Annotated in this window: 22 protein-coding genes and 1 tRNA gene; 16 read left to right on the top strand and 7 right to left on the bottom strand. The window is 62.1% G+C overall.

Annotated elements, in window-relative coordinates; translation table 11 throughout:
- Positions 1–29 precede the first annotated feature (29 nt).
- The 5 genes from HBO05_RS09040 to HBO05_RS09060 all read left to right on the top strand — a co-directional run bounded on the left by HBO05_RS09040 (position 30) and on the right by HBO05_RS09060 (position 4200).
- Positions 30–392 carry a DUF4810 domain-containing protein gene (locus tag HBO05_RS09040; RefSeq protein ID WP_169953969.1) on the top strand — a complete coding sequence of 121 codons (363 nt, stop codon included), beginning with the start codon at positions 30–32 and terminating at the stop codon, positions 390–392.
- Positions 389–1039 carry a DUF799 domain-containing protein gene (locus HBO05_RS09045; protein ID WP_169953968.1) on the top strand — a complete coding sequence of 217 codons (651 nt, stop codon included), beginning with the start codon at positions 389–391 and terminating at the stop codon, positions 1037–1039. The genes HBO05_RS09040 and HBO05_RS09045 overlap by 4 nt, the downstream gene beginning before the upstream one ends.
- A 202-nt stretch (positions 1040–1241) precedes the next feature.
- Positions 1242–2873, top strand: a complete 1632-nt coding sequence (locus HBO05_RS09050) for a VWA domain-containing protein (RefSeq protein WP_172312417.1) — start codon at positions 1242–1244, stop codon at positions 2871–2873.
- Between the two features lie 155 nt (positions 2874–3028).
- Positions 3029–3601, top strand: a complete 573-nt coding sequence (locus HBO05_RS09055; protein ID WP_172312418.1) for an RNA polymerase sigma factor — start codon at positions 3029–3031, stop codon at positions 3599–3601.
- Entirely contained in the window at positions 3598–4200 is a 603-nt protein-coding gene (locus HBO05_RS09060; RefSeq protein ID WP_172312419.1) for a hypothetical protein, read from the top strand. Before HBO05_RS09055 ends, HBO05_RS09060 begins: the two co-directional genes overlap by 4 nt.
- A 53-nt stretch (positions 4201–4253) precedes the next feature.
- Here the strand turns inward: HBO05_RS09060 and HBO05_RS09065 are convergent.
- Positions 4254–4330 (bottom strand) — tRNA-Arg (locus HBO05_RS09065).
- Between the two features lie 369 nt (positions 4331–4699).
- Here HBO05_RS09065 and gabD point away from each other — a divergent pair.
- From gabD to HBO05_RS09080, 3 genes are all read left to right on the top strand, one after another.
- Entirely contained in the window at positions 4700–6142 is a 1443-nt protein-coding gene (gene gabD / locus HBO05_RS09070) for an NADP-dependent succinate-semialdehyde dehydrogenase (RefSeq protein WP_099170293.1), read from the top strand.
- A gap of 180 nt (positions 6143–6322) precedes the next feature.
- The gene (gene gabT, locus HBO05_RS09075; protein WP_169953951.1) at positions 6323–7603 is read left to right on the top strand and encodes a 4-aminobutyrate--2-oxoglutarate transaminase; all 1281 of its coding nucleotides are present in this window, start codon (positions 6323–6325) and stop codon (positions 7601–7603) included.
- Positions 7604–7741: 138 nt separating this feature from the next.
- Positions 7742–8953 carry an HDOD domain-containing protein gene (locus tag HBO05_RS09080; protein WP_170058193.1) on the top strand — a complete coding sequence of 404 codons (1212 nt, stop codon included), beginning with the start codon at positions 7742–7744 and terminating at the stop codon, positions 8951–8953.
- A gap of 238 nt (positions 8954–9191) precedes the next feature.
- Here HBO05_RS09080 and HBO05_RS09085 read toward each other — a convergent pair whose 3' ends face one another.
- On the bottom strand, positions 9192–10199 hold the full coding sequence (locus HBO05_RS09085; RefSeq protein WP_169953949.1) for a sensor domain-containing diguanylate cyclase: 1008 nt from the start codon (positions 10197–10199) through the stop codon (positions 9192–9194).
- Positions 10200–10466: 267 nt separating this feature from the next.
- Positions 10467–11648 carry a delta-9 fatty acid desaturase DesA gene (gene desA / locus HBO05_RS09090; RefSeq protein ID WP_169953948.1) on the bottom strand — a complete coding sequence of 394 codons (1182 nt, stop codon included), beginning with the start codon at positions 11646–11648 and terminating at the stop codon, positions 10467–10469.
- Positions 11649–11813: 165 nt separating this feature from the next.
- Between desA and dibA the strand changes: the two genes are divergently transcribed.
- The 6 genes from dibA (at position 11814) to HBO05_RS09120 (ending at position 18134) form a co-directional block, all read left to right on the top strand.
- A complete protein-coding gene (gene dibA, locus HBO05_RS09095) occupies positions 11814–13724 on the top strand; it encodes a phosphodiesterase DibA (RefSeq protein WP_169953947.1) in 1911 nt (636 codons plus the stop codon).
- Positions 13725–14009: 285 nt separating this feature from the next.
- On the top strand, positions 14010–14192 hold the full coding sequence (gene oscA / locus HBO05_RS09100) for a sulfur starvation response protein OscA (protein WP_029299482.1): 183 nt from the start codon (positions 14010–14012) through the stop codon (positions 14190–14192).
- A 75-nt stretch (positions 14193–14267) separates the two neighbouring features.
- Positions 14268–15278 carry a sulfate ABC transporter substrate-binding protein gene (locus HBO05_RS09105; protein ID WP_169953946.1) on the top strand — a complete coding sequence of 337 codons (1011 nt, stop codon included), beginning with the start codon at positions 14268–14270 and terminating at the stop codon, positions 15276–15278.
- Positions 15279–15445: 167 nt separating this feature from the next.
- A complete protein-coding gene (gene cysT / locus HBO05_RS09110) occupies positions 15446–16264 on the top strand; it encodes a sulfate ABC transporter permease subunit CysT (RefSeq protein WP_029299485.1) in 819 nt (272 codons plus the stop codon).
- Positions 16265–16277: 13 nt separating this feature from the next.
- On the top strand, positions 16278–17150 hold the full coding sequence (cysW, locus tag HBO05_RS09115; protein WP_029299486.1) for a sulfate ABC transporter permease subunit CysW: 873 nt from the start codon (positions 16278–16280) through the stop codon (positions 17148–17150).
- A 3-nt stretch (positions 17151–17153) separates the two neighbouring features.
- Positions 17154–18134 (top strand): sulfate ABC transporter ATP-binding protein, encoded by a 981-nt coding sequence (locus HBO05_RS09120; protein ID WP_169953945.1) that lies wholly within the window; start codon positions 17154–17156, stop codon positions 18132–18134.
- 103 nt (positions 18135–18237) lie between these two features.
- Here HBO05_RS09120 and HBO05_RS09125 read toward each other — a convergent pair whose 3' ends face one another.
- The gene (locus HBO05_RS09125) at positions 18238–18762 is read right to left on the bottom strand and encodes an Mpo1-like protein (protein WP_169953944.1); all 525 of its coding nucleotides are present in this window, start codon (positions 18760–18762) and stop codon (positions 18238–18240) included.
- An 83-nt stretch (positions 18763–18845) separates the two neighbouring features.
- On the opposite strand from HBO05_RS09125, the gene HBO05_RS09130 reads away from it, so the two are divergent.
- Positions 18846–19532 carry a Crp/Fnr family transcriptional regulator gene (locus HBO05_RS09130; RefSeq protein WP_170058191.1) on the top strand — a complete coding sequence of 229 codons (687 nt, stop codon included), beginning with the start codon at positions 18846–18848 and terminating at the stop codon, positions 19530–19532.
- Between the two features lie 121 nt (positions 19533–19653).
- Here HBO05_RS09130 and HBO05_RS09135 read toward each other — a convergent pair whose 3' ends face one another.
- Genes HBO05_RS09135 through HBO05_RS09145 form a run of 3 tightly spaced genes read right to left on the bottom strand, consistent with a single transcriptional unit; the run spans position 19654 to position 23690 of the window.
- The gene (locus tag HBO05_RS09135; protein WP_172312420.1) at positions 19654–21264 is read right to left on the bottom strand and encodes an arylsulfatase; all 1611 of its coding nucleotides are present in this window, start codon (positions 21262–21264) and stop codon (positions 19654–19656) included.
- A gap of 15 nt (positions 21265–21279) precedes the next feature.
- Positions 21280–22095, bottom strand: a complete 816-nt coding sequence (locus HBO05_RS09140) for an ABC transporter ATP-binding protein (protein WP_169953941.1) — start codon at positions 22093–22095, stop codon at positions 21280–21282.
- Positions 22092–23690, bottom strand: a complete 1599-nt coding sequence (locus HBO05_RS09145) for an ABC transporter permease subunit (protein WP_172312421.1) — start codon at positions 23688–23690, stop codon at positions 22092–22094. Before HBO05_RS09145 ends, HBO05_RS09140 begins: the two co-directional genes overlap by 4 nt.
- 286 nt (positions 23691–23976) lie before the next feature.
- Between HBO05_RS09145 and HBO05_RS09150 the strand changes: the two genes are divergently transcribed.
- Positions 23977–24978 carry an ABC transporter substrate-binding protein gene (locus HBO05_RS09150; RefSeq protein WP_169953939.1) on the top strand — a complete coding sequence of 334 codons (1002 nt, stop codon included), beginning with the start codon at positions 23977–23979 and terminating at the stop codon, positions 24976–24978.
- Positions 24979–25113 lie beyond the last annotated feature (135 nt).

Raw genomic sequence — 25113 nt, forward strand, 5'->3', positions numbered from 1 at the left:
TTCAAGTGTTTTCAAGGAGCAGTACACGGATGAGCAAGGCAGTTAAGTTGGCGCTGATGCTGACAGCAACCGCGCTGGTTGCAGGGTGCCAGACGGCACCCAAGCCCCTGTATCAATGGGAAAGCTACCAGCCACAGGTTTACGAGTACTTCAAGGGTGAGCCCAAGGAAGCCCAGGTCGAAGCGCTGGAACGCGACCTGCAAAAGATCAACGCCAGTGGCCGCCAGGCCCCGCCGGGCTACCACGCCCACCTGGGCTTGCTGTACCTGAGCATGGGCAAGGATGACCAGATGGTGCAGCAGTTGCGCACCGAGAAGGCGCTGTTCCCCGAGTCTGCGGCCTACATGGACTTTTTGCTCAAGAACGCCAAGGCCCCAGAGGTGAAGCAATGAGCTTTTTGAAACTCACCGGCGCCTTGCTCGCCCTGGCCTTGCTGGGCGGTTGCGCGGCCCCCAAGACCGTCGATTATTCGGCCTACAAGCAGGCGCGGCCGAAGTCGATCCTGGTGCTGCCACCGATCAATGAATCCCCTGAAGTGCAGGCCTCCTACAGCCTGGTATCGCAGGTGACCTACCCATTGGCGGAAGCTGGCTACTACGTGATGCCGATTGCCCTGGTGGACGAAACCTTCCGCCAGAACGGCCTGACCACCGCCAACGATATCCAGGGCGTGGCGCCGGGCAAGCTGCATGAGATCTTCGGTGCAGACGCGGCGTTGTACATCACCGTCAGCGAGTACGGCACCAAGTACATGCTGGTCACCAGCGACACTTCCGTGACGGCCTCGGCCAAACTGGTCGACCTGCGTACCGGCACCACCCTGTGGACCGGCTCGGCACGGGCCTCCAGCGAGGAAGGCAACAACAACGGTGGCGGCCTGGTGGGCATGCTGATCACGGCGGCGGTCAAGCAGGTGATCAACAGCTCTACCGACGCGGCGCACCCGATCGCCGGTATCACCAGCGCGCGCCTGTTGTCGGCCGGGCAACGCACCGGGATCCTCTACGGCCCGCGTTCGCCCAAGTACGGCTCGGACTGATCTGGACCAATCACTGCCGATCCAATGTAGGAGCGGGCTTGCCCGCGATAGCGGTAGGTCAGTCACCGTATGTATTGACTCGCCCACCGCTATCGCAGGCAAGCCAGCTCCCACATGGATTGAGTGACCAGACGCTAACCCGAATCCCGACGCCCCTACGTCTGACCTTGTGAACGCATCATTCACACACGAGGTTCAGCCCATGTCCCATCCTCTTCTCTTCCTGCGCCCCGCTGCCCAGGGTTTTGCCGTGACCTTGCTGGTGGCGCTCGCCGGGTGTGGGCTGTCATCCCGTGACGAGGCCAAGGCGCCCGAAGCGGTTGCTATCCCCGAACTGCAAAGCGCGCCGGTCCAGGCTCAGGCCGCCATGCTCAAAAGAATGGCGATGCCGGCACCGATGGCCATGCATGACGGCGTGGCGATGGAGTACCGCGCCGAGCCGCGTGAGCAGTATCAAAACCTGCCGGACAACCCGGTGCACAGCGTGGCCCAAACCCCGGTCTCGACCTTCAGCGTCGATGTCGACACGGGCAGTTACGCCAATGTCAGGCGTTTCCTCAACCAAGGCCAGCTGCCGCCCGAAGGCGCCGTGCGACTTGAGGAAATGGTCAATTACTTCCCCTACGACTATGCGCTGCCCACCGATGGCTCGCCTTTTGGCGTGACCACCGAAGTCGCCGCCACCCCCTGGAACCCCAGCACGCGTCTGCTGCGCATCGGCATCAAGGCGTCCGAGCGTGCCGTGGCCGAACTGGCGCCGGCCAACCTGGTGTTCCTGGTGGATGTTTCCGGCTCCATGGACCGTCGCGAAGGCCTGCCGCTGGTCAAAAGCACGCTCAAGCTGCTGGTGGACCAGCTGCGCGATCAGGATCGCGTGTCCCTGGTGGTGTATGCCGGCGAGTCGCGGGTGGTGCTCAAACCCACGTCCGGGCGTGACAAGGCAAAAGTCCGCAACGCCATCGAGCAACTGACCGCCGGCGGCTCCACAGCGGGTGCATCGGGCATCGAGCTGGCCTATCAGATGGCCCGCGAAGGGTTTATCGATAAGGGTATCAACCGCATCCTGTTGGCCACTGACGGCGACTTCAACGTCGGCATCAGCGACTTCGACAGCCTCAAGCAGATGGCCGTGGACCAGCGCAAAAGCGGCGTGTCCCTGACCACCCTGGGGTTTGGCGTGGGCAACTACAACGAACACCTGATGGAACAACTGGCCGACGCGGGCGATGGCAACTACGCCTATATCGATAACCTGCGTGAAGCCCGCAAGGTGCTGGTGGAGCAACTCAGCTCGACCCTGGCCGTGGTGGCGCGGGATGTGAAGTTGCAGGTGGAATTCAACCCGGCCCAAGTCAGCGAATATCGCCTGCTGGGCTATGAAAACCGGGCCTTGAAGCGTGAGGATTTCAGTAACGACAAGGTGGACGCCGGCGAGATCGGTGCCGGGCATACCGTGACGGCGCTGTATGAAATCGTACCCAAGGGTGCCAAAGGCTGGCTGGAACCGCTGCGCTATGCCCAGGCTACGCCTGTCGAGGGCAACGCCGCAGAACTGGCCATGCTGCGCGTACGCTACAAGCCGGCGGCGGGTGGCAGCAGCCGCCTGATCGAGCACCCGATCAATAGCACTCAACACGCCGCCAGCGACGACCTGCGCTTTGCCGCCGCCGTGGCCGCCTTCGCCCAACAGCTCAAGGGTGATGGCCGCTACACTGGCAACATGAGCCTGAAGGACACCGCCACCCTGGCCCGTTCGGCGCGCGGCGATGATCCCTACGGCCTGCGTAATGAATTCGTACAGTTGCTGGAACTGGCCCAGAGCCTCAAACACTGATCTTGCCCACGATATAGCTCTAATGTGGGAGCTGGCTTGCCTGCGATAGCGGTGGGTCAGTGCCGCCCATAGTGCCTGACCCGCCGCCATCGCGGGCAAGCCCGGCTCCCACAGGTAATCTGCAGTGATCCATCGAAAGGAGTTCGCCACCCAACATGGCCGTATCAGATGACCCACCCAGCGACGAATCGCTGCTGGCCCGCTACCGCAGCGGTGACGCCGCTGCGTTCGAGAGCCTTTATGCCCGGCACCGCCAGGGCCTCTACCGGTTTCTGGTAGGCCTTTGCAACAAGGCCGAACTGGCCGAGGAAATCTACCAGGACACTTGGCTCAGCCTGATCCGCAGCACCACCCAGCCACAAGGCCGGGCGAGTTTTCGTACCTGGTTGTTCCAGATTGCCCGCAACCGCCTGATCGACCATTGGCGCAAGCACGGTATCCACAACCCCCTGCACGACAGCTACGACGAACAGCAGCACGCCCAACCCGACGACAGCGCGGGCCCGGAGCAGCAACTGAGCCTGAGTCGCGACCAGGGCCGTCTCGATGCCGCGTTGCAGGACTTGCCCGAGGACCAGCGCGAAGTGTTCATGCTGCGCCTGCACGGCGACCTGGAACTGCCGCAAATCGCCGCCCTGACCGGCAGCCCACTGGAAACGGTAAAAAGCCGCTTGCGTTACGCCCAGCAGAAACTGCGTCGACTGCTGGCCGAGGAGGTACCCGTATGACTGACTCCCGACACCCCCAGGACCCGACTGACGAAGGGCTGATCCAGCACTTTCGCCAACACAGCGCCAGCGAGCCGCCCGCGTCCCTCGACGCCTTCATCCTCGCCGCCGCCCGCCGCGAAGCCCCCACGCCACCGCCGAGCCTGTGGCAACGCTGGCTGCAAGCCTGCCAACGGCCACGCTGGCAGATGGCCTTTGCTACCGTAGCCGGGGTCGCGCTATTGATTGGCGTGGTGACGCGCTCGCCAGTGCCCGACCTCAACCTGCCCGAAGCCAGCCAATACGCCGCCGCGCCACCGCCGCAGGCACTCTCTGCGCCCGCCGCCCCAGCGCCCATGGCGCGTATGGCAATGGCGCCCCAGGCCGACAGCACGCCGGTCCAGGCCGAAATGGCAAGCGCCATGGCCGATGAGCCCGTGGCAAAAATGAGCAAACAGATGGCCGCCAAGCCCCAGTCCCTGGAGCAAGGGCTTGAGGAAATCGTGCGTCTGCGCCAGGCGGGTCAGAGCAGGGCGGCGGATGAGAAGCTGCTGGCCTTGCACAAGCGCTTTCCCGAGGAAAACCTGCCGGCGCGGTTGGAGGCGTTGCAAAAGCGTTGAGCCGCGCCCACAAAAAAGCCCCAGGTCTTGCGACCTGGGGCTTTTTTTGTATCTGGTGCACCCGGCGGGATTCGAACCCACGACCCCTGCCTTCGGAGGGCAGTACTCTATCCAGCTGAGCTACGGATGCTTGTGCGGGCGCCATCATACCCATGTCGACCTTGGGCGTCCATGCTGGTTTTTGACCGTCTGCCGGTAGGATTCTGGTGCAGCGAGGCTCTGTACCGGGCGGTGTGTGCCGGTGATGCGCAATTCGGCTCCGTTACGCCTGTCAGAATAGTCTGGCTAATGCGCCGTTTTCGTTCTTTTTTTCGAACAGACTATTGCCCTGCCCCCCCATTGATCCTAGGATTCGTTTGAGATTTCAAACGCTCTGTCTCCCGTGCGCGATGTTTCAGCTTGCGCCCAGTGACTGATTTCCCTGACGGCAGCCTTCGAGGCGCCTTTCAACAACTCTAATTTGCCCCGCGCGCGCGCGGTGCTGTTAAGGAAAGCCGACATGCAGCTTAAAGACACCCAGTTGTTCCGCCAGCAAGCCTTTATTGATGGCGCTTGGGTCGATGCGGACAACGGTCAAACGATCAAGGTCAACAACCCCGCGACTGGCGAGATCCTGGGCACCGTGCCGAAGATGGGCGCCGCCGAAACCCGTCGTGCCATCGAAGCTGCCGACAAGGCCTTGCCGGCCTGGCGCGCACTGACCGCCAAGGACCGTGCGAACAAGCTGCGTCGCTGGTTCGAGCTGATTATCGAGAACCAGGATGACCTGGCGCGCCTGATGACCCTGGAGCAGGGCAAGCCGCTGGCCGAAGCCAAGGGCGAAATTGTCTACGCCGCTTCGTTCATCGAGTGGTTCGCCGAAGAGGCCAAGCGTATCTACGGTGACGTGATCCCTGGCCACCAGCCGGACAAGCGCCTGATCGTGATCAAGCAGCCGATCGGCGTCACCGCCGCCATCACGCCGTGGAACTTCCCGGCCGCGATGATCACCCGTAAAGCCGGCCCGGCCCTGGCCGCCGGTTGCACCATGGTCCTCAAGCCTGCGTCGCAAACCCCGTTCTCGGCGTTCGCCCTGGCTGAACTGGCCCAGCGTGCCGGGATTCCAAACGGCGTGTTCAGTGTGGTCTCCGGCAGCGCTGGCGATATCGGCAGCGAGCTGACCAGCAACCCGACCGTGCGTAAATTGTCCTTCACCGGCTCGACCGAAATCGGCCGCCAGTTGATGGCCGAATGCGCCAAGGACATCAAGAAAGTTTCCCTGGAGCTGGGCGGCAACGCGCCGTTCATCGTGTTTGACGACGCCGACCTGGATAAGGCCGTCGAAGGCGCGATCATCTCCAAGTACCGCAACAACGGCCAGACCTGCGTCTGCGCCAACCGCCTGTACATCCAGGATTCGGTGTATGACGCGTTCGCTGAAAAACTCAAGGTGGCCGTGGCCAAGTTGAAGATCGGCAATGGTCTGGAAGAAGGCACCACCACCGGTCCCCTGATTGATGAAAAAGCCGTGGCCAAGGTCCAGGAACACATCGCCGATGCCCTGAGTAAAGGCGCGACGCTGTTGGCAGGCGGCAAGGTCATGCAAGGCAACTTCTTCGAGCCGACCATCCTCACCAACGTGCCGAAAAACGCTGCCGTGGCCAAGGAAGAAACCTTCGGCCCGCTGGCGCCGCTGTTCCGCTTCAAAGACGAAGCCGAAGTGATCGCGATGTCCAACGACACCGAGTTCGGCCTGGCCTCCTACTTCTATGCCCGCGACCTAGGTCGTGTGTTCCGTGTGGCCGAGGCCCTGGAATACGGTATGGTCGGCGTCAACACCGGGCTGATCTCCAACGAAGTGGCGCCGTTTGGCGGTATCAAGGCGTCGGGCCTGGGCCGTGAAGGCTCCAAGTACGGGATCGAGGACTACCTGGAAATCAAATACCTCTGCCTGGGCATCTAACCGGCAAGGTATCGCTGCAAACGCAAAGGGCACGAGAGCGCTGTCCCTTTGCGTGTTTCACACCGTTATTCGAAGTGGCCGGGAAAGCTGTGGCAGTCGATCATCGCATGCTGCCGTAGTTGCCTCCCCGCCACGTAATCCTTGGACCACGCCACCCGATGAGTGGCGAATGAGGACTTTATGAGCAACAAGACCAACGCTTCCTTGATGAAACGCCGCGAAGCCGCTGTACCGCGCGGTGTTGGCCAGATTCACCCGATCTTCGCCGAATCCGCGAAGAACGCCACCGTGACTGACGTTGAAGGTCGCGAGTTCATCGACTTCGCCGGCGGCATCGCCGTGCTGAACACCGGTCACCTGCACCCGAAAATCATCGCGGCCGTGACCGAACAGCTGAACAAGCTGACCCACACCTGCTTCCAGGTCCTGGCCTACGAGCCGTACGTGGAGCTGTGCGAAAAAGTTAACGCCAAGGTCCCAGGTGATTTCGCCAAGAAAACCCTGCTGGTCACCACCGGTTCCGAAGCCGTTGAAAACGCCGTGAAAATTGCGCGTGCCGCGACTGGCCGTGCCGGTGTGATCGCCTTCACCGGTGCCTACCACGGCCGCACCATGATGACCTTGGGCCTGACCGGCAAGGTCGTGCCGTACTCCGCTGGCATGGGCCTGATGCCCGGTGGCATCTTCCGTGCGCTGTACCCGAACGAGTTGCACGGCGTGAGCATCGACGACTCCATCGCCAGCATCGAACGCATCTTCAAAAACGATGCCGAGCCGCGTGACATCGCTGCCATCATCATCGAGCCGGTGCAGGGCGAAGGCGGTTTCTACGTCGCGCCTAAAGCCTTCATGAAGCGCCTGCGCGAACTGTGCGACAAGCACGGCATCCTGCTGATCGCCGACGAAGTGCAAACCGGTGCCGGTCGTACCGGGACCTTCTTTGCCATGGAGCAGATGGGCGTCGCCGCCGACCTGACCACCTTCGCCAAATCCATCGCGGGCGGCTTCCCGCTGGCCGGTGTGTGCGGCAAGGCCGAATACATGGACGCCATCGCCCCGGGTGGCCTGGGCGGCACCTATGCCGGTAGCCCGATCGCTTGCGCCGCGGCCCTGGCCGTGATGGAAGTGTTCGAAGAAGAGCACCTGCTGGACCGCTGCAAGGCGGTTGGCGAGCGTCTGGTCACCGGCCTCAAGGCTATCCAGGCCAAGTACCCGGTGATCGGTGAAGTACGTGCCCTGGGCGCGATGATCGCGGTCGAGCTGTTCGAGGATGGCGACAGCCACAAGCCGAACGCTGCGGCGGTTGCCTCGGTAGTGGCCAAGGCGCGTGACAAGGGCCTGATCCTGCTGTCGTGCGGCACCTACGGCAACGTGTTGCGCGTGCTGGTCCCGCTGACCTCGCCGGATGAGCAGTTGGACAAAGGCTTGGCGATCATCGAAGAGTGCTTCTCTGAGCTGTAGGCGCAGGCTGACCTGATCGACAGAAAAAACCCGCTTCGGCGGGTTTTTTTGTGGGCTGTGCAGCTATTCAGGCCTTGTTCATTGTACGCAGGCGCTTCCTTTGTCTAATGTGCAAGGATTGCCGATGGAGCGTGCTGCATGACTGCTGTTGATTTACCTGCTGTACCCCGAGTGCTGATTGCCGAAACCGACCCCTGGTCGCGGGATCTGCTCAAGCAGGTGTTGTTGAATGTGCGCTGCGACGCGCGGCTGGATGTGTGCGCCGACGGGCAGCAAGCCGCCGAGTTGTTGCGAGATAAACCTTACGATTTGATCATTGCCGATTGGGAACTGCCGGGCGTTGATGGCCTGAGCCTGTTGCGCAGTGTGCGTCAGCGTCGACGGGTGCCGGCGTTGCCGTTTATCCTGCTGAGTGCGCGCAATGACGGCGCCAGCGTGCGCGAAGCGTTGCCGCTGGCGCCCACCGCCTACCTGACCAAACCTTTGAACATGGAAGGCCTTACGCAACGCCTGCAGGACTTGCTGCTCAACGAAGGCCAGACGGTGTATTGCGAAATCCCGGCCCTGGCGGCGGGCATGTCCTTGCCGGTGTTCCTGGAGCAGCGTCGCGAGCTGTCGGACGGCGCGCCGCTGCGGGTTGACGTAAAAGCCGCCGTGCAACGCAGCCTCGCGCCGCAGGGGCTGGACCTTAAGCAGCTGGAAGAACAGGTCAAGGTTGATCCACAGATTACCGCCGTGCTGATCGCCGCCGCCAACAGCGCCGGCCAGCACGGCACGCCGGTGCAGACGCTGTCTATGGCGCTGCATAAGCTGGCGGCCGGGCAGAGCATGAACCTGATCCTCGGCCTGGCCCTCAAGCACAACGTGATCCTCAGCGATGCAGTCTTGATGGAGTACGCCGAACGTCATTGGCAACTGTCCCAGCAGACTGCGCAATACGCCCGCGCCTTGGCGCGCATGCTCGACCTGGATCACGAGCGCTGCTACAGCGCCGGTATTCTCCATCGCCTGGGCGACCTGGCCCTGCTGCGCAGTTTGCAGGAGTGGCGCCAGGGTGGTGGCGAACTGGACGATGAGTTGGTTGGCGAGTCGTTGTCCACCTTTGGCGCCAGTTATGGCTCGGCGCTGCGTACGCGCTGGCGCTTGCCCCTGGAGCTGCGCCAACTGGTCGCGGCGATCTACTCCCTGGAAGGCGGGGTGTATTCCCGCGAAGCGCTGGTGATGAATATGGCGGCGCAACTGGCGGGGCTGACCGAGCATGAAGGGGTCGAGGCGCTGGCCAAGGGCAAGACGGCGCGGTTGCTCAAGGTGGGGTTTTCAGAACTCACGCGCATCCGCAAGCCTGGGTAGGCGTTGTGTCAGGCAGCCACAATGCTGAATGTGCCGCCGCCATCGTAGCCTCGCTGAAGCTCGACAACTCCCACATTGGTTTTGTGGTGCGTCCAAAATTCCCGGCCTGGTCGAGATCCCACATTGGTTTTGTGGGGTATCCAGAATTCTCGCCTGGTCGAGATCCCCTGTGGGAGCGGGCTTGCCCGCGATGGCGGTGGTCCAGGCGCTTTTTTTAGCGCCGTGAAAGGGCAGGCATTCAGCCGGCAATCACCCGGTTCTTGCCCTGGCGCTTGGCTTCATACATGGCTGCATCGGCCCGGGCGAACAGGCTGTCCAGGGTTGCATCTTCGGCGCTGAGGCTGGCCAGGCCCTGGCTGACGGTCACGCTATAGGGTTGGCCTTCATGGCTGAAGCCCAGTTGCCGCACTTCCTGGCCCAGGCGTTCGGCGACTTGCATGGCCCTTTCCGGGGCGCATCCGGGCAGTACCGCGGCAAATTCTTCGCCGCCAATGCGCCCGAACAGGTCCCCACGGCGCAACACCCCGCGACCGCTCTCGGCGATACGCAGCAACACCTGATCGCCCTCCAAGTGGCCGTAGGTGTCGTTGATGGCCTTGAAATCATCGATGTCGAGCAGCAGGAAGGCCAGCGGCAGGCCTTGGGCACAAGCGCGTTCGAATTCGTGATGGGCGCACTCGAAGAAGTGGCGACGGTTGCTGCTGCGGGTCAGCACGTCGGTGGTGGCCAGGCGTTGCAGTTCGAGCTCCAGGTGCTTTTTTTCGGTGATGTCTTCAGCGATGCCCACCACAATCAGCGGCTTTCCCGGCGTGGCCTGCTGGTTGGTAAAACACTTGTCGCTGAGCCAGCGGATCTGCCCGTCTGCAGTGATGATGCGGTACTGGCGATCCTCCACTGCACCCAGCTCCAGCACCTGGGCCAGGCTGTGCTCGGCGTACTGCTGGTCTTCGGGGTGGATGCTGTCGCGCCAGCCGCGGTGCTCGGCCAACAGCAGGCTGGCCGAGCGCCCGAAGATGCGCTCATAGGCGGGGCTGACGTACAGCACGCGCCGGGTTTCCCACTCGATGGCCCAGAGCACGGCGTTGACACTCACCAGCAGTGAGCTCAACAACTGTTCGCGCTCGCTCAGGCGCTCCACTTCGCCCTGGGCGTGCATCAACGCCAGTAGGGTCGCGGCAGCTGCCGGTCGCGACGTATCCGTCGAATCAGGTGTGGTGGAGGTAGGGGAGTCCGTTTCGTGGACCATCGGCACAATTCTCTCTGGACATGCCGCAGCATTGAACAGCAGTCAAAACAAGGCCCGCCAGGATGGCGAAGTGTTGTTTGAGAGAGGGGAATTGCAGCTAAGTTCCGTTATCAGTCGCGATTGAGGCGGAATGTTCGGTGACTGTGAAATGGCGCCAAAAAACTGTGGGGCTGGCTTGAAATGTACCTGGGCCTTGTAGGAACTGGCTTGCCAGCGATGGCGGCCTTGAAACTAGGCCTCATCGCCGGCAAGCCGGCTCCTACCGTGTCAGGCGCTGGGGCGTAGGGAGTAGGTTTTCAACTGGTGGGCAAAGTCGCGCAGGGACTGGATCCCGCTGGCCTCGGCCTCATGCACCCATTCCTTGATGGCGGCGAGCATGTCATGCCCGTTGCTGCTGGTCTTGAGCCAGATCTGTTGCAGCGCCAGGCGCTTTTCGTAGATCACTTTCAAGGCCTGGCTGTGTTCCAGCATGCCCTGGATGCGCAGATGGTGGCGCTCATCCAGCAGGCTGGTTTCCCGTGACAGCAGGCGCTTGGCCCGGTGGAACTGGTGGCGTACCGAATGATCGACCTTCTCCAGCTCCTGCTTGACCAGGGGCGCGATCACCAACTTGCGGTACTGGGCCATGATCTGGAAGCGGTTATTGAGGATCGCCATGGCGGTGTCCATGTCCAGATGGCCCTTGCCCTCGACCCGGTGGGCAATCGGTGCGACGCGTTGCACCTTGGCCAGGCGCAGGAAGCTGAACACCTTGATCCAGGCCCAGCCCAGGTCGAATTCCCACTTCTTCACCGACAGCTTGGCGGAGTTGGGGTAGGTGTGATGGTTGTTATGCAGCTCTTCGCCACCGACGATGATGCCCCACGGCACCAGGTTGGTCGCCGCGTCGCGGCATTCGAAGTTGCGATAGCCGATGGCATGGCCCAGGCCGTTGATCACGCCGGCGGCCCAGAACGGGATCCACATCATCTGGATCGCCCAGATGGTGATGCCGATGGTGCCGAACAGCAGCACGTCGATGACGCCCATGAGGGCCACGCCCAGCAGCGGATAACGGGTGTAGAGCTTGCGTTCGATCCAGTCGTCCGGGCAGTTCTTGCCGTAGATGCGCAGGGTCTCGGGGTTTTCCGCCTCGGCGCGGTACAGTTCGGCACCTTTACGCAGGACCGTGGACAGGCCCTTGATCACCGGGCTATGGGGGTCGTCGACGGTTTCGCACTTGGCGTGGTGCTTGCGGTGGATAGCGGTCCACTCGCGGGTGTTCTGCGCCGTGGTCAGCCACAGCCAGAAGCGGAAGAAGTGTTTCAGGCCGGCATTGAGCTCCAGGGAGCGGTGGGCTGAATAGCGGTGTAGATAGACCGTGACGCCGATAATGGTCACGTGGGTCATCAACAGAGTGACTGCCACCAGTTGCCAGGCTGACAAGTCAAGAAAACCGTTGTACCACATAGGCTGTATGGCCCTCAGATAAAGAAAAGAACAGCTGACGCATTATCACTAAGCCTACAGATAAAACCAGTCGCCCTTTTGAATAGGAGTGACGAGATGTTACTTATTCTATAATCCGCAGCCTTTGTAGGGCGATTCTGTTTTTTAGTAAGGATTACTAGTTATATGCTGCTTTCATACCGAGGTGCCCTACGTGCAGGGCTGGTGTACTTGCTGCTTTCCGTCCTGTGGATCCAGCTCAGCCAGCAGGTATTTATCAATTTCATCGATGAACCGACGGAAATGGTCCACTGGCAGATGCTGCGCGGCTACCTGTGGGTGACCCTCAGCGCCCTGTTTATTTTCCTGTTGTGCGCCCGCAGCGCCCGCGTTCATCGCATCCAGCAACCCTTGAAGGAAAACCGCGAACGCCTGCGCCAGGCGGCGGCGGTGTTCGATTGCACCCGCGAAGGGGTGTTGGTCACCGACGCTCGCGGGCGGATTGTCCACGTCAACCGCGCCTTTATCGAAATCACCGGTTACCAGGTGGATGACGTAATGGGCCGTCAGCCGAGCCTGTTCAAGTCCGGCCGCCATTCGCCGGCTTTTTATGAGCAGATGTTTCGTACCCTCAATCAAGACGGGGAATGGAGCGGTGAGATCTGGAACCGACGTAAAAGCGGGGAAATTTATCCACAGTGGCAAACCATCCGCGTCATCCATGACGACCAGGGCCAGGTCAGCCATTACGTGGCGGTGTTTTCCGACATCAGTGCCATCAAGCATTCCGAGCACGAACTGGCCCACCTGGCCCACCACGACCCGTTGACCGACCTGCCCAACCGCCTGCTGTTCACCGACCGCGCCGAACAGGCGCTGGCCTCGGCGCAGATCCACAAGCGTGGCTGCGCGCTGCTGATGCTGGACCTGGACCACTTCAAGATCATCAACGACAGCCTTGGCCATAATGTCGGCGACCAGTTGCTCAAGGCCGTGGGCGAGCGCCTGCAGGGCCTGTTCGGTCCGGGCGTGACCCTGGCGCGCCTGGGCGGCGATGAATTCGCGGTGCTGGCGGAAAGTTGTCCACAGGTGGTCCAGGCGGCCGCCTTGGCCCAGCGCATCATCGACGGCATGAAGCAGCCGTTTGTGTTCGATGGTCACCAGTTGTTTGTCAGCGTCAGTATCGGCATCAGCCTGTTCCCCAGCGACGCCTTGAGTGCCGAACAATTGCTGCGCAACGCAGACTCCGCGTTGTTCAAGGCCAAGAGCTCCGGGCGCGAAGGCTACGCCTTGTACACCGAGGAGCTGACCGCCCACGCCCAGCACAGGATCGAGATCGGCAATGAGCTGCGCCGCGCCCTCGATCAGCAAGAGCTGCGGGTCTACTACCAGCCGGTCCACGACCTGCAAACCAGCCAGATGATTGGCGTGGAAGCCCTGGTGCGCTGGCAGCACCCATTGCGCGGCCTGGTGCCGCCAGCAGAATTTATCCCGATTGCCGAGCGCACCGGGCTGATCGCCGAGATCGATGCCTGGGTCATGGACCAGGCCTGCCGGCAGATGTGCCGGTGGCTGGCTGAGGGCCGGGGCCTGTCCTTCCTGGCGGTGAATATCTCCAGCCGCCTGTTTGCCCGCCACGAACTGTACGAGCAGGTGGCCAAGGTGCTGCATGAAACCGGCCTGGATCCGGCGAAACTGGAGCTGGAAGTCACCGAAAGCGCGGTGATGGACGACCCGGAAATGGCCCTGGAGCAACTTCACCGCCTGCGCGAGCTGGGCCTGAGCCTGGCGATCGATGACTTCGGCACGGGCTATTCGTCACTGCTGCGCCTCAAGCGGTTGCCGGTGCAGAAGCTGAAAATCGACCAGGGCTTCGTCGCCGGCCTGCCGTGGGATGAAGACGATGCGGCGATTGTACGGGTGGTCATCGCCCTGGCGCAGAGCATGGGCATGCAAGTACACGCCGAAGGCATCGAGCAGATGGAACAGGCGCGGTTCCTGTTGAATCACCAGTGCGATCTTGGCCAGGGCTACTGGTTTGGCCGGCCGATGCTGGCGGCTGACATCGATTGGGCCAGGGCACCCGCCATCCACTGACCTCTATCTGGGGTTGAAATACAGTAAATGTGGGAGCGGGCTTGCTCGCGAATTCGGTGTGTCAGCTAGCAAATTCGGTGACTGGCACACCGCATTCGCGGGCAAGCCCGCTCCCACATTTGCATCTGCGTACGCCTTAACGTCGTGTCCTGCCTGAAAATTCTTTCTGGTTATATAAACATTCTTAAATAGTATTTTTAAGAATATCCGCGCTTATCTACTATCGCTCTCACGCCGCAAGCAGTGCCGCCACTGCCAGGCACTTCTCATTTCAGGAGCACGACCATGAGCGCATCTCTACGCAGCGTTGACGGCCAGGACGAAGCAGCCATTTTGCGCGAGATCCAAAGCGCATTGCGTGACCTGCGTTTTGGCGCAGTGGAAATCACCGTACACAACGCACAAGTGGTGCAGATCGAACGCAAAGAGAAATTCCGCTTGCAGAGCCCGGGCAACAAACCGAGCTGAGGCAACACGGCGCTTCGATTGCGGGACCCGTACTAATAAGAAAAGCCAACACCCAAGAATTTCAGGAGCTTGTCTATGTCGTCGATTCGCCGTTATGCCCTGGCCGCCCTGGCCAGCGCCGTGTTTGCTGGTTCCGCAGTGGCCAAGGATTACGAGCTGCTCAACGTTTCCTACGATCCGACCCGTGAGCTGTACCAGGACTACAACGCTGAATTCACGGCTTTCTGGAAGAAGGCACACCCTGGCGACAACGTGAAGATCCAGCAGTCCCACGGTGGTTCGGGCAAGCAAGGCCGGGCGGTGATCGACGGCCTGCGCGCCGACGTGGTGACCCTGGCCCTGGCCGGCGACATCGACGAAATCGCCAAGCTGGGCAAGACCCTGCCAGAGAACTGGCAGACCCGCCTGCCTGAAGCCAGCACGCCATACACCTCGACCATCGTGTTCCTGGTGCGCAAGGGCAACCCCAAGGGCATCAAGGACTGGGGCGACCTGATCAAAAATGACGTATCGGTGATCACGCCAAACCCGAAAACCTCCGGCGGCGCCCGCTGGAACTTCCTCGCGGCCTGGGCTTATGGCCTCAAGGCCGGTGGCAGCGAAGCCAAGGCCCAGGAATACGTGAAAGAGCTGTTCAAGCACGTGCCGATCCTCGACACCGGTGCTCGCGGTTCGACCATCACCTTCGTCAACAACGGTCAGGGTGACGTGTTGCTGGCCTGGGAAAACGAAGCGTTCCTGGCCCTCAAGGAAGATGGCGGCGCTGACAAGTTCGACATCATCGTGCCGTCCCTGTCGATCCTCGCCGAGCCACCCGTGGCCGTGGTCGACAAGAATGCCGAGAAAAAGGGCAACACCGAAATTGCCACGGCGTACCTCAACCACCTGTACAGCCCGGCTGGCCAGGAGATCGCGGCGAAGAACTTCTACCGCCCGCGTGACAAGGATGTGGCCGCCAAATACGCCCAGCAGTTCCCGAAACTGGACCTGGTGACTATCGACAAAGACTTCGGCGGCTGGAAAACTGCCCAACCGAAATTCTTCAACGACGGTGGCGTGTTCGACCAGATCTACACTGCCCAATAACCAACACGGCCTCCCTGTGGAATGCGACTTATGTGGGAGCGGGCTTGCTCGCGAAAGCGGTGTGCCAGTCAACGCATTTAGTGACTGACACACCGCTTTCGCGAGCAAGCCCGCTCCCACATGAGTTCGTTCCTGCAGTGGTATTGAACTGTTAACCAAGGACTTTTATGTCGCGTCGTATCTCCCCCGTCATACCCGGCTTCGGGCTGACGCTGGGCTACACCTTGGTGTACCTCAGCCTGATTGTGCTCATACCGCTGGCGGCCATGTTCGTCCATGCCGCCCAACTCACCTGGGATCAGTTCTGGGCCATCATCTCGGCGCCGCGGGTCTGGGCAGCCTTGAAGTTGAGCTTCAGTACCGCCCTGTACGCCGCGCTGATCAACGGCGTGATCGGTACGTTGCTGGCGTGGGTGCTGGTGCGCTACACCTTCCCCGGGCGCAAGATTATCGACGCGATGATCGACCTGCCGTTCGCCCTGCCCACCGCCGTGGCCGGTATTGCGCTGACTGCGCTGTACGCGCCGTCCGGCCTGGTCGGCCAGTTCGCCACCGACATGGGCTTCAAGATCGCCTACACCCCTTTGGGCATCACCCTGGCCCTGACCTTCGTCACCCTGCCCTTTGTGGTGCGCACCGTGCAGCCGGTATTGGCCGATATCCCCCGGGAAATCGAAGAAGCCGCCGCCTGCCTGGGCGCCAAGCCCTTGCAGGTGTTCCGCTACATCCTCGTGCCGGCGCTGCTGCCAGCCTGGTTGACCGGGTTTGCCCTGGCGTTTGCCCGTGGCGTGGGTGAGTACGGCTCGGTGATTTTCATTGCCGGCAACATGCCGATGAAAACCGAGATCCTGCCGCTGCTGATCATGGTCAAGCTCGACCAATACGACTACACCGGCGCTACCTCCATCGGCGTGCTGATGCTGGTGGTTTCCTTTGTCCTGCTGCTGCTGATCAACTTGTTGCAGCGGCGCATCGAACACCCATAAGGAGGCGCGGAACATGTCCCAATCGTCTATTTCCGCCGCGTCTTCGGCCAACGCTGCCCGCCGTGGCAGTGCGGTTTCGCGCCGTATCCTGATCGGCCTTGGCTGGCTGATCTTCGCCCTGTTTTTGCTGTTGCCGCTGTTTATCGTGGTGTCCCAGGGCCTCAAGCTCGGCCTGGGCGCGTTCTTTGCCGCGATCTTTGAGCCCGACGCGCTGTCGGCCTTGAAGCTGACGGTGATTGCGGTGCTGATCTCGGTGCCGCTCAACCTGGTATTCGGCGTCAGTGCGGCCTGGTGCGTGAGCAAGTACTCGTTCCGTGGCAAGAGCATGCTGGTGACCCTGATCGACCTGCCGTTCTCGGTCTCGCCAGTGATCGCCGGCCTGGTCTACGTGCTGATGTTCGGTGCCCAGGGCTTCTTTGGGCCGTGGTTGCAGGATCACGATATCCAGATCGTCTTCGCCTTGCCGGGCATCGTGCTGGCGACGATCTTCGTCACCGTGCCGTTCGTGGCCCGTGAGTTGATCCCGCTGATGCAGGAGCAGGGCACCCAGGAAGAAGAAGCCGCGCGCCTTCTGGGCGCCAATGGCTGGCAGATGTTCTGGCATGTCACCGTGCCCAACATCAAGTGGGGCCTGATCTACGGCGTGGTGCTGTGTACTGCGCGGGCAATGGGTGAGTTCGGCGCGGTGTCGGTGGTGTCCGGCCACATTCGCGGCGTGACCAACACCTTGCCGCTGCACGTCGAGATTCTCTACAACGAATACAACCACGTCGCCGCGTTTGCGGTGGCGAGTCTGTTGCTGATCCTGGCGCTCTTCATCCTGCTGCTCAAGCAGTGGAGCGAGAACCGTATTAACCGCCTGCGCGCCGGTGCGGCTGAGGAATAAGTCATGTCGATCGAAGTCCGTAACGTCAGCAAGAACTTCAACGCCTTCAAGGCCCTGGACAGCATCAATCTGGATATCCAGAGTGGCGAGCTGGTGGCATTGCTTGGCCCCTCCGGCTGCGGCAAGACCACCTTGCTGCGCATCATTGCCGGCCTGGAAACCCCGGATGCCGGGAGCATCGTGTTCCACGGCGAAGACGTGTCCGGCCACGATGTGCGTGATCGCAACGTCGGTTTTGTGTTCCAGCACTACGCGCTGTTCCGCCACATGACCGTGTTCGACAACGTCGCGTTCGGCCTGCGCATGAAACCTAAGAGCCAGCGCCCGAACGAAACCCAGATCGCCGCCAAGGTCCACGAACTGCTGAACATGGTGCAACTGGACTGGTTGTCGGATCGCTACCCGGAACAACTCTCCGGCGGCCAGCGCCAGCGGATCGCCCTGGCCCGCGCCCTGGCGGTGGAGCCCAAGGTGCTGCTGCTCGACGAACCCTTCGGCGCCCTGGACGCCAAGGTCCGTAAAGAGCTGCGCCGCTGGCTGGCCCGCCTGCACGAGGACATCAACCTGACCTCGGTGTTCGTGACCCACGATCAGGAAGAAGCCATGGAAGTTGCCGACCGGATCGTGGTGATGAACAAAGGCGTGATCGAGCAGATCGGCTCGCCGGGCGACGTCTACGAAAACCCGGCCAGCGATTTCGTCTATCACTTCCTCGGCGACTCCAACCGCCTGCACCTGGGCGAAGACCAGCACCTGCTGTTCCGCCCGCACGAAGTGTCGTTGTCACGCCATGAACTGGAAGACCACCACGCTGCGCAAGTGCGCGACATCCGCCCGCTGGGCGCTACCACGCGGGTCACGCTGAAGGTCGAAGGCCAGAGCGAACTGATCGAAGCGGAAGTGGTGAAGGATCACGACAGCCTGACCGGGCTGGAGCGGGGCGAGACGTTGTTCTTCAAACCCAAGGTCTGGCAAAAAGCCTAAGTCTCTGGCCTGCCAATCACCTGTAGGAGCTGGCTTGCCTGCGATGCAGACACCTCGGTGTATCAGTCACACCGCAGTGATGCTATCGCAGGCAAGCCAGCGCCTACACAGGTGTGTGTCGAGCGAGCGCGCGCACCGGCCCCGACCGCTCTTCAATCTGCCGCTTGAGCTCATGGCGCAACCCCAGCAAAAACGCCAACTCCGCCACCACAAACAGCGGCCCGACGATCAGCCCGGACACGTCATCGACAAAGGCCGGCTTGCGCCCCTCGTAGTAATGGCCGACAAACTGGATCACCCAGCCCAGCACAAACAGGCCGATGCCGCTGCTGAGCCACACCAGCGTGCTTTGCGCCGCCAGCACATGCCCAGCCCAGACCGACAGGCCCATCAGCACACTCATCAACACCCCCAGCGCCAGTTCCAGGCGCAGGTAGAACCCTGCAGAAAACAGCGCCAGCAGCACCGCCGGTGATAGCCACAGGCCGGCCACCTGCCATTCGGGGCGTGACAGCAGCACGGCGACGGCCACCACTATCATGGGGATGCCGATAAAGTGGCTGGCGATGTTGCGCGGGTCGCGGTGGTAGGCGGCGTATTGGCTGAGGTGGTCGACGAGGCTTTTCATTGTTATTCCTCCTGTAGGATGCTTGATCATGCCCTGTAGGACTGCGACAAACTGTCAACTGGGCGACAATCTTTGGAGTTCTCATGGACGCAGAGTCTTGGCATGGGCGCCTGTCCAGCGGCCACTGGTACCGCCATCTGCCTGCTCCCTTGCAGCATAGCCTGCTGGCCCACGCCCGCGTGCGGCAGCTGGCGGCGGGGCAGGTGCTGTTCAAGCGCGGTGATCCGCCATGTGGCTTGTATGCGGTGCTCGATGGCAGCCTGCGCATCAGCGCAGTGAGCGCCCAGGGCAAGGAGGCGTTGTTGAGCCTGGCGCAAGCGCCCTTCTGGTTTGGCGAAATCGCCGTGTTCGACGGCCTGCCACGCACCCATGACGCTTGTGCGGTCGGGCCTTGCACGCTGTTGCAGGTGCCGCAGTCGGCGATCCTGCACTTGCTTGCGCAAAGCCCGGCCTATTGGCGGGACATGGCGTTGTTGATGAGCCAGAAGTTGCGGCTGACCTTTATCAATATCGAGCAGTTGAGCCTTGCGCCGGCGTCGGTGCGGGTGGCCCATCGGTTGTGGATGATTGCCGAGGGTTATGGCGAGATCGACGGCTCGCGGCGCGTGGTGCAACTGGCGCAGGAAGATTTGGCGGCGATGCTGGGTGTGTCGCGCCAGACGATCAATGCGCTGCTCAAGGCGTTGCAAGAGCAGGGCGTTGTGCGGTTGGGGTATGGGGAGATTGAGATACTTGATGCCCTGCGGTTGCGGGAGATGGCGCAGGGTTGATGCGGCGCCTTCACTGGCCCCATCGCGGGCAAGCCCGCTCCCACATTCGAATGTATTCACAAATCAAAAAATGTGGGAGCGGGCTTGCCCGCGATGGGGCCAGCCCAGACACTGAAAAACCTCAGTCCGGCTGAAACGGCGAAGCACTCAGCACCACCCCGGTCTCCTCCACATACTGCTGCCAATGGCCAATCAAGGTCGCCAGCTTTTCCGGCTGGCTCAACGCTAGGTCATGGATCTCTCCAGGATCCCTGCCCAAGTCATACAGCTGCCAGGTCGCCGGCCCCACGGGCCCTGGGATGTACACCGCCTTCCACTGCCCCTGGCGAATCGCCCGGCGGCCGAACAGCTCCCAGCCGGTGACGGTATGTTCGTCGTGCACCTGCGCGGTTTCCCCAGATAAAAAGCCCAGCCACGACTTGCCTCGCAGCGGCGCAATCGGCTTGCCGCGCCACTGTTTGCCGGGGTGGCGCACGCCGGCCAGGTCGAGAATGGTCGGGGTGATATCCATCACCGTGCCAAAGCCATGGCTGATCCGACCCTTGAGTGCCAACTGCGGGTAATGCACCAGCGCCGGCACGCGGATCCCGCCTTCGGTGGTGAAGGCCTTGAACAGGCGCGACGGCGCGGTCGCCACCTGGGCCCAGGACGGTCCATACCAGACATAGGAGTTGGCGCGGCCGATGTTGCCCAGGCTGTTGTCGTAATGCTGGTTGAGGTAAGTCAGCAGCTCAGGCCCGAATTTGGGGAAGGCTTCCAGCAGCGCGCCCTCGGCGCCGTTGTCGGACATAAACAGGATGAAGGTATTGTCCAGTTGCCCCTGCTGGCGCAGGTACTCCACCACCCGGCCGATGTTCCAGTCCATGCGCTCGACCATCGCCGCATACACTTCCATGGCCCGCGCCGAGACCTGGCGTTGTTCATCGCTCAGGGCCGCCCACTGGGTGTTCAGCTCGATCAGCGGATGGGGCTCGACCTCGGCATCGATCAGCCCCAGGGCCTTGAGTTTTTCCAGGCGCTCCAGGCGCAGCACCTCGGGACCGGCGTCGTAGCGGCCACGGTATTTGTCGACGATCTCTACCGGCGCCTGCAACGGCCAGTGCGGGGCGGAAAACGGCAGGTAGGCGAAGAACGGCCGGGCCTGGTCGCGTTCCTTGAGGTACTGCAAAAGCTTGTCGCCAAAGGCATCCGAGGAATAGAAACCTTCGGGCAATTGCTCGACGAACCGGTCGTCCTCGATATACAGCGCCGGGGTGGATTTGAGCAGGCCAGGGGTGGTGTCGTCGTAGGGCGGCTCGAAACCATAGTGGTTGGCCGCCCCCGGCAGCAGCGAGAACGAGCGCTCGAAACCCCGGGCGTGGGGCGCCAGTTCGGCGGTCAGTCCCAGGTGCCATTTGCCGCTCATCAGGGTCTGGTAGCCGGCGTCGCGCAGCAGTTCGGGCAGGGCCACCACCTTGTCGTTGAGGTAGCCCTCATAGCCCGGCTTGCCGATCAGCTCCGGGGTCAGCGCCTCGGCCATGGTGCCGATCCCGGCGATATGGTGGTCGGTGCCGGTGAGCAGCATCGAACGGGTCGGCGAGCAGGTGGGCGCGGTGTGAAAATCGGTCAGGCGCAGGCCGTTGAGCGCCAGGGCGTCCAGGTGCGGCGTAGAGATCTCCCCGCCAAAGGCCCCAAGGTCGGAGAAGCCCATGTCATCGGCCAGGATCACTAGAAAGTTGGGACGTTGCGACATCAAGACACTCCTCAATCAGCAGGCAATAAACGCCAGGGGCAGGTCACGGATCTGTTCACGCAGCGGCGGCTGGTAATGGTCGTCGCTGATCAGCTCGTGCAGCAGTTCTTCGCGCAATTGGTGGAAGTCGAAACTGCTGCGCTGGCGCGGATGGGGCAGGGCGATATCCACCACCTGCTTGATCCGCCCGGGCCGGGGCTCCATCACCACCACGCGGTCGGCAAGAAAAATCGCTTCTTCCACATCGTGGGTCACCAGCACCGTGGTGATTCTGGCGCGGGCGCGGATCGCCAGCAGTTCATCCTGCATCTGCTGGCGGGTCAGGGCGTCGAGGGCGCCGAAGGGCTCGTCCAGCAACAGGATGCGCGGGCTGGCCACCAGGCCACGGGCGATTGCCACCCGTTGTGCCATGCCGCCGGACAATTGGTGTGGGTAGGCGCGGGTGAAATCGGTGAGGCCCACCAGTTCGATAAAATCGCTGATGCGCTGTTGGCGCTGGGCCTCGCTCAAAGGCTCGTTGACCAGGCCCAGGCCGATGTTTTCTGCCACCGTCAGCCACGGGAACAAACGGTGTTCCTGGAACACGATGCCGCGCTCGCCGCCGATGCCTTGCACGGCCTTGCCATCGACGCGGATTTCGCCGCGAAACTGCGTATCCAGGCCGATCAGCAGGCGCAGCAAGGTGGATTTGCCGCAGCCGCTGGAACCGACAATCGCGACGAACTCGCCCTCGGCAATGTCCAGGTTGAATTCGCGGATGGCCTCCAGCTCGAAGCCATCGACGTCGAAGGTCTTGCCCACATGGTTGAAGCTGACGATAGGTGCAGTCATGCGTGTCTCCAGCGCGTGGCGCGGGTTTCGATGCGTTGGCCGATAAGGTTGAGTGCCGCGCCCGTGAGGCCGACCAGGAGCATGCCGCTCATGATCAGGTCCATGCGCAGCAGCTGTTGGGCGCCGATCATCAGGCTGCCGATGCCGCCATTGGACGGCATGAAATATTCCGCGCCGATGGTGCCCAGCCAGGCGTAGATCAGGCTCAGGCGCAGCCCGGCAAAAATGCCCGCCGCCGCCCCCGGCAGCACCAGGCGGCGCAGGCGCAGGGCCAGGCTCAGGCGCAGCACCTGGGCGGCTTCATTGAGCTGCGGCGAGAGGTTGAGCACGCTGCGTTGGGTGGCGATAAACAGCGGGAAAAACGCGGCAAGGGCGATAAACACCGACTTGGCCAACTCCCCCAGGCCGAACCAGGCGGTAAGCAGCGGTACCCAGGCAAAAATCGCGATCTGGCGCAGCGCCGCCAGGGTCGGGCCCAATACCCGCTCACTGCGGCGCGACAGGCCCAACAGCAGGCCAAGGGCAAAACCCAGCCCGCCGCCAAGGAGCAAGCCACTCAAGGTGCGTCCCAGGCTTTTGCCCAGGGCGCTGGGCAGGCTGCCATCGAATATGCCGCTGGCGGTGGTGTACAACACGGTCCACGGGCTGACCAGGATATTGGGATCGACCCAGTCCAGGGCTGTCGCCGACTGCCACAGCGCCAACAGGCTCAAGGGCAGCAACCACGGTTGCAGGCGTTGCCAGCCCTGGTAGCGCGGGCCACGGCGGATCTGCGCGGTCGCCGGATGGGGCCAGTGCACCCACTTGCGATCCAGCCAGCCAATGCCGCGATCCATCGCCACGCCCAGCACGCCAATGACCACGATGCATACAAATACGATATCGAGCATGAACAGCTGCCGTGCCCACACCATCAGGTAGCCGATGCCTTCGCTGGAGGCCAGCAATTCCACGGCCAGCAACGAGGTCCAGCCGGCGGCCAGGGCCAGGCGTACACCTGCCATGAAGGCGGGCAGTGCGGCGGGCAGGATCAGCCGGCGGATCAGCAGGTGCGTGGGCAAGCGCAGCACCCGCGCGGCCTCGCGTAAACCGGGCTGGGCGTCGCGCACGCCGACCAGGGTGTGCAGGGTCACGGGCACCACAATCGCCTTGACCAGCACCACCAGCTTGAGGGTTTCGCCAATCCCGAAAAACACCATGAACAGCGGGATCCAGGCCAGGGTCGGGACTTGCGACAGGGCGCTGAAGGTGGGGAACACCAGGCGCTCGGCGCGGGCACTCAAGCCCAGCAGCGCACCCAGCAACGCTCCGGCGCCGACCCCTGCGAGCAAACCCCAGAACAGCCGTTGCAGGCTGATCGCCAAATGGCTCCACAACTCGCCGCCGGCCAGCTCCACGGCGCTGCTCCAGACCAGCGCGGGGGCGGGCAATATTTGCTCGCTCATCCAGTGCTGACGGCTGGCCAGCCACCACAGCGCAAACAGCGTGAGTGGCAGCAGCCATGGCAGCAGGCGTTCACTCAGGTTCGGCCAATGTGCCCGCCCGGCCTTGGCAGGGGCGGCGAGCGGCAGGCTCAACAGTGAGATTCGGGCCATGGAAGACCTCCGTGGTCGGCGAGTGCGTTATGTGATTTTGATCTTATAAACAAACAATCAAGATTATTTAGGGATAAGAAAAACCATTTAAAGCCTCTGCCCAACACGCATCCAATGCATTTGGAGAATATTTTCCATGCTGTTGATGCATAACCCTCTGGAACCGGCGTCTGCGGCTGCATAGTCCAAAAAGCTATTAAATTGTGAATTTATAGTATTTAAAGTTTTGATCGTGTTGTGCGTACTTTCTGCTCCAAAGGCCACCGTCGCCCACAGGAGCACCGCTATGAAACTGCCCTTTAAACGCTTGATCACCCTGGTCGCCGGCACCGCGCTCGCCGGGCTGGTGCATGCCGCCGACCTCAAGGAAATCCGCATCGCCGTGCCCGACCTGAGCGCCGGTACCCAGAACAGCGGTGGTGGCTTGACGGATGTGCTGAGGAGCCAGCAGATCTTTGAAAAAGCCTTCGCCGACCAGGGCATCAAGATCCAGTGGAATTACTTCAAGGGTGCCGGCCCCGTGATCAATGAAGCCTTTGCCAACGGCCAGGTGGACCTGGCTTACCTGGGCGACCTGGCAGCGATCATCGGCCGTTCCAATGGCCTCGACACCCGCCTGTTGAGCGCCACCGCTCGCGGGGTGAAGCAATACCTGGGCGTGGTGCCGGGCTCGGGGATCAAGACCTTGCAGGACCTTAAGGGCAAGCGTGTGGCGGTGTTTCGCGGCACGGCCACCCAGTTGTCCCTCAACGGCGCCCTGGCCAGCCAGGGCTTGAGTGAAAAGGACCTGAAGATCATCAACCTGGATTTCAACGCCGCCGTGGCCGCCCTGGCCGCCAAGCAGATCGATGCGACCTGGGGCGGGTCGAACCTCAGTTCATTGCAGGCCAAGGGCCTGGCCGAAATCCCCCTGACCACCAAGGACCTTGGCGACGCAGGCAGCATCCAGGCGGTGCTGGTGGGCAGCGGCACGTTTGTCGACGCCCATCCCGAGGTGGTGGCCAAGCTGCTCAAGGCGCAGCAGCAGGCGGTGCAGTGGTTGACCGATGACAACAACAAGCAGGCGTATATCGATTTGGTGTCGGGGCTGGCGAGTTATCCGCCGGTGATTCTGACCAATGATCTGAAGGATCAGAAACTCAGTGAGATTTTCCCGTCGACGTTGGATCCGGTGTTCCTGGGCAAGCTGCAGGACGCGGTGGATCTGGCTTCGAAGGAGCGGCTGATTCGCAAGTCGTTCCAGGTCAGTGATTGGGTGGTGCCGGGGTTGGTGGCGGCGCAACTGTAGGAGCCTTCAACGATAACGCGGGGTGCCTGGTGCCCCGCAGTGTGCTCAGGTTTTTCGCCGGCAAGCCGGCTCCTACAGGGGCCCGCTAGACCGCGAAGTGAAATCTACAGTGCATGAACGGGCCTCATCGCAGGC

The organism is Pseudomonas sp. WS 5079, from assembly GCF_012985465.1.
Taxonomy (GTDB): Bacteria; Pseudomonadota; Gammaproteobacteria; order Pseudomonadales; family Pseudomonadaceae; genus Aquipseudomonas.

Bases quoted from the DNA above. Each gene is read 5' to 3' on its own strand.
- HBO05_RS09085 (WP_169953949.1), bottom strand. From the start codon at position 10,199: ATGGTCCACGAAACGGACTCCCCTACCTCCACCACACCTGATTCGACG.
- HBO05_RS09135 (WP_172312420.1), bottom strand. From the start codon at position 21,264: ATGTCGCAACGTCCCAACTTTCTAGTGATCCTGGCCGATGACATGGGC.
- dibA (WP_169953947.1), top strand. From the start codon at position 11,814: ATGCTGCTTTCATACCGAGGTGCCCTACGTGCAGGGCTGGTGTACTTG.
- gabD (WP_099170293.1), top strand. From the start codon at position 4,700: ATGCAGCTTAAAGACACCCAGTTGTTCCGCCAGCAAGCCTTTATTGAT.
- HBO05_RS09120 (WP_169953945.1), top strand. From the start codon at position 17,154: ATGTCGATCGAAGTCCGTAACGTCAGCAAGAACTTCAACGCCTTCAAG.
- HBO05_RS09080 (WP_170058193.1), top strand. From the start codon at position 7,742: ATGACTGCTGTTGATTTACCTGCTGTACCCCGAGTGCTGATTGCCGAA.
- HBO05_RS09060 (WP_172312419.1), top strand. From the start codon at position 3,598: ATGACTGACTCCCGACACCCCCAGGACCCGACTGACGAAGGGCTGATC.
- HBO05_RS09040 (WP_169953969.1), top strand. From the start codon at position 30: ATGAGCAAGGCAGTTAAGTTGGCGCTGATGCTGACAGCAACCGCGCTG.
- HBO05_RS09145 (WP_172312421.1), bottom strand. From the start codon at position 23,690: ATGGCCCGAATCTCACTGTTGAGCCTGCCGCTCGCCGCCCCTGCCAAG.
- gabT (WP_169953951.1), top strand. From the start codon at position 6,323: ATGAGCAACAAGACCAACGCTTCCTTGATGAAACGCCGCGAAGCCGCT.
- HBO05_RS09045 (WP_169953968.1), top strand. From the start codon at position 389: ATGAGCTTTTTGAAACTCACCGGCGCCTTGCTCGCCCTGGCCTTGCTG.
- HBO05_RS09125 (WP_169953944.1), bottom strand. From the start codon at position 18,762: ATGAAAAGCCTCGTCGACCACCTCAGCCAATACGCCGCCTACCACCGC.
- oscA (WP_029299482.1), top strand. From the start codon at position 14,010: ATGAGCGCATCTCTACGCAGCGTTGACGGCCAGGACGAAGCAGCCATT.
- cysT (WP_029299485.1), top strand. From the start codon at position 15,446: ATGTCGCGTCGTATCTCCCCCGTCATACCCGGCTTCGGGCTGACGCTG.
- HBO05_RS09105 (WP_169953946.1), top strand. From the start codon at position 14,268: ATGTCGTCGATTCGCCGTTATGCCCTGGCCGCCCTGGCCAGCGCCGTG.
- HBO05_RS09055 (WP_172312418.1), top strand. From the start codon at position 3,029: ATGGCCGTATCAGATGACCCACCCAGCGACGAATCGCTGCTGGCCCGC.
- HBO05_RS09050 (WP_172312417.1), top strand. From the start codon at position 1,242: ATGTCCCATCCTCTTCTCTTCCTGCGCCCCGCTGCCCAGGGTTTTGCC.
- cysW (WP_029299486.1), top strand. From the start codon at position 16,278: ATGTCCCAATCGTCTATTTCCGCCGCGTCTTCGGCCAACGCTGCCCGC.
- HBO05_RS09140 (WP_169953941.1), bottom strand. From the start codon at position 22,095: ATGACTGCACCTATCGTCAGCTTCAACCATGTGGGCAAGACCTTCGAC.
- HBO05_RS09150 (WP_169953939.1), top strand. From the start codon at position 23,977: ATGAAACTGCCCTTTAAACGCTTGATCACCCTGGTCGCCGGCACCGCG.
- HBO05_RS09130 (WP_170058191.1), top strand. From the start codon at position 18,846: ATGGACGCAGAGTCTTGGCATGGGCGCCTGTCCAGCGGCCACTGGTAC.
- desA (WP_169953948.1), bottom strand. From the start codon at position 11,648: ATGTGGTACAACGGTTTTCTTGACTTGTCAGCCTGGCAACTGGTGGCA.